6 protein-coding genes are annotated in these 2,713 nt (G+C 57.3%); 2 read left to right on the forward strand and 4 right to left on the reverse strand.

The window, feature by feature from the left end; translation table 11 throughout:
• Positions 1-190 (forward strand): hypothetical protein (locus AC2FNB_RS20935; RefSeq protein WP_496748664.1); only part of this gene is annotated, 190 nt, incomplete at its 5' end.
• A 306-nt stretch (positions 191-496) separates the two neighbouring features.
• The gene (locus AC2FNB_RS20940) at positions 497-742 is read left to right on the forward strand and encodes a hypothetical protein (protein ID WP_496748665.1); all 246 of its coding nucleotides are present in this window, start codon (positions 497-499) and stop codon (positions 740-742) included.
• A gap of 126 nt (positions 743-868) precedes the next feature.
• On the opposite strand, the gene AC2FNB_RS20945 is transcribed toward AC2FNB_RS20940, so the two are convergent.
• The 4 genes from AC2FNB_RS20945 to rpsJ all read right to left on the reverse strand — a co-directional run.
• Complete coding sequence (locus AC2FNB_RS20945; RefSeq protein WP_496748666.1) at positions 869-1,165, reverse strand: 50S ribosomal protein L23; 297 nt, start codon at positions 1,163-1,165, stop codon at positions 869-871.
• A complete protein-coding gene (gene rplD, locus AC2FNB_RS20950) occupies positions 1,162-1,779 on the reverse strand; it encodes a 50S ribosomal protein L4 (RefSeq protein ID WP_480750430.1) in 618 nt (205 codons plus the stop codon). The genes AC2FNB_RS20945 and rplD overlap by 4 nt, the downstream gene beginning before the upstream one ends.
• Positions 1,776-2,501, reverse strand: coding sequence for a 50S ribosomal protein L3 (gene rplC / locus AC2FNB_RS20955; protein ID WP_480750431.1), 726 nt, complete (start codon positions 2,499-2,501; stop codon positions 1,776-1,778). The genes rplD and rplC overlap by 4 nt, the downstream gene beginning before the upstream one ends.
• Before the next feature lie 18 nt (positions 2,502-2,519).
• A partial coding sequence (gene rpsJ, locus AC2FNB_RS20960) for a 30S ribosomal protein S10 (protein WP_496748667.1) occupies positions 2,520-2,713 on the reverse strand: 194 nt, incomplete at its 5' end.

The following is a 2,713-nucleotide window of genomic DNA, read 5'->3' on the forward strand; positions in this document are numbered from 1 at the left end:
TGTTCACCGCCTTGACCTTCACACCAAACAGCGCCTCGACGGCCTCTTTGATCTGCGGCGTGTGATCATTTGGCATCTATTACTGAACCTTTCCAATCCGGAGAGGCTCCGCTCAACCTTGGCGGCATTGCACCTTGCGATCTTCCGCTTTAAGGACTTGATCGCTAATTCAAAAATGAGGACAATATGAGAATAAGCGCTTTATCGGTATCCGGGGCTTGCGGCCTATTTCTTCTGGGTGCGTGCAGTGGTTACGAGATTCCGGATCAAAAAACAATTGACTATTGTCGCCAGCAGACGGGGTTGGAAACGAAACTCATCGTCGTGACGTCACCTTCTGGTGAAAGATCTCTCAAAACCGATCCACCGGGAACGAAGTTGTCAGTTGAAGAAGCGACCGCTTTGAAATCATGCACCGACAAACTTTGACACCAGAATTCCACACTGGATTTCGAACTGTGGGAAATGGCCAACCAAAGAAGAAAGAGTACAGGCTATGAAAAAATTGTTGTTTCCAATAGTTGCCCTTGGACTAGTAGCTGCATGTTCAGGCGTTCGCACAAAAGAAGAGATTGAAGCCTCGCAGAACAAACTTTCTCAATGCATCAAAGCAGCAGGAATAACGACAGAGTTTGCTGTGACAACAACGCTATCGGACAATCAGATCAAGCAAACCGTAGAACCGGAGCGCGGCGTTACCGAGGCGCAAGCCAACAAGGCAAACAACTGTCTCGCAAGTTGAGCGACACCGACCGGAGCCGGGTAGCATGAGCCGCTCGGTTTCGTTTGGCCCAAGATTAACTATCTAACCAAAGAAAAAACCCCCGCTTTCGCGGGGGCTTTTATCTCTCTCCAAGGACGGGTTCGGTCAGAGACCGGTGGACACGTCGATGGTGTTGCCCTCTTCCAGGGTCACATAGGCTTTTTTGACGTCTTTCCGACGACCCAGCTGGCCGCGGAACCGCTTGACCTTGCCTTTGGTCACGGTGGTGTTCACCGCCTTGACCTTCACACCAAACAGCGCCTCGACGGCCTCTTTGATCTGCGGCGTGTTGCTGTCGATCGCCACTTCAAAGACAACCGCGCCATTCTCAGATGCCATGGTCGACTTTTCGGTGATGATCGGCTTGCGGATCACGTCGTAATGTTCTGCCTTGGCACTCATTTCAGTCGAGCCTCCAGTGCTTCGACAGCCGCTTTGGTGAGCACCAGGGTGTCACGCTTGAGGATGTCATAGACGTTTGCGCCCATCGACGGCAGGATATCCAGGCCTTCGATGTTGCGGGCTGCGCGGGCGAAACCTTCGTTCACGGTGGCGCCGTCGATGACCAGAGCGCGCTTCCAGCCCAGGTTTGCAACCTGCTTGGCCAGAGCGGCGGTCTTGCCCTCGGATGCGGCGTCTTCGATCACGACCAGTTCACCTGCCTTGGCTTTGGCCGACAGAGCGTGGCGCAGGCCAAGCTTGCGGAACTTCTTGGGCAGGTCGTGGCCGTGCGAACGCGGGGTCGGACCCTTGTAGATGCCACCCTTGCGGAAGATCGGCGCGTTGCGGTCACCATGGCGTGCGCCACCGGTGCCCTTCTGGCGATAGATCTTCTTGGTCGAGTAGCTGGTTTCCGAGCGGGTCTTGACCTTGTGGGTGCCGGCCTGCGCGTTGTTGCGCTGCCAACGGACCACACGGTGCAGGATGTCCGCGCGCGGCTCCAGGCCGAACAGGTCTTCGGACAGTTCGATGTCGCCTGCCTTGCCGCCGTCCAGTTTGATTACATCAAGTTTCATGCTTCACCACCTTCCGCGGGCGCTTCTTCCGCCGGTGCTTCGGTTGCGGCACCTTTCAGCGCAGCCGGGAACGGCAGGCCTTCGGGCGCTTTCTTCTTGACGGCGTCCTTGACGGTGACCCAGCCCGACTTCGGGCCCGGAACGGCACCCTTGATGAAGACGAGGCCACGCTCGGCATCGGTTTTCACCACTTCGAGGTTCTGGGTGGTAACACGGGCAGCACCCATGTGACCGGCCATCTTCTTGCCTTTGAACACCTTGCCCGGGTCCTGACACTGACCGGTCGAGCCGTGCGAACGGTGGCTGATCGACACACCGTGCGAGGCGCGCAGACCACCGAAGTTGTGGCGCTTCATGGCACCGGCAAAGCCTTTACCGATCGAGGTGCCCGACACGTCAACCTTCTGGCCAGCCAGGAAGTGTTCGGCCGAGATTTCGGCGCCCACTTCGATCAGGCCATCTTCGGAGACGCGGAACTCGGCCAGCTTGCGCTTGGGTTCGACCTTGGCAGCGGCGTAGTGGCCGCGCATGGCCTTGGAGGTGCGTTTTGCCTTGGCAGCGCCGGCGCCCAGCTGAACGGCGGTATAGCCGTCTTTGTCAGCGGTGCGCTGTGCAACGACCTGCAGGCCGTCCAGGTGAAGAACGGTCACAGGAATCTGCTTGCCGTCTTCCATGAACAGGCGGGTCATGCCAACTTTTTTTGCGATAATACCGGAACGCATATTAAATACCCTCCGATCTTACGACTGCAGCTTGATCTCGACGTCCACACCAGCAGCGAGGTCGAGCTTCATCAGCGCATCAACGGTCTGGGGGGTCGGATCAACGATGTCGAGCAGACGCTTGTGCGTGCGGATCTCGAACTGGTCGCGGGATTTCTTGTCAACGTGAGGGCCACGGAGAACCGTGAACTTCTCGATCTTGTTCGGCAGCG

The organism is Ruegeria sp. BHSB058, from assembly GCF_059613285.1.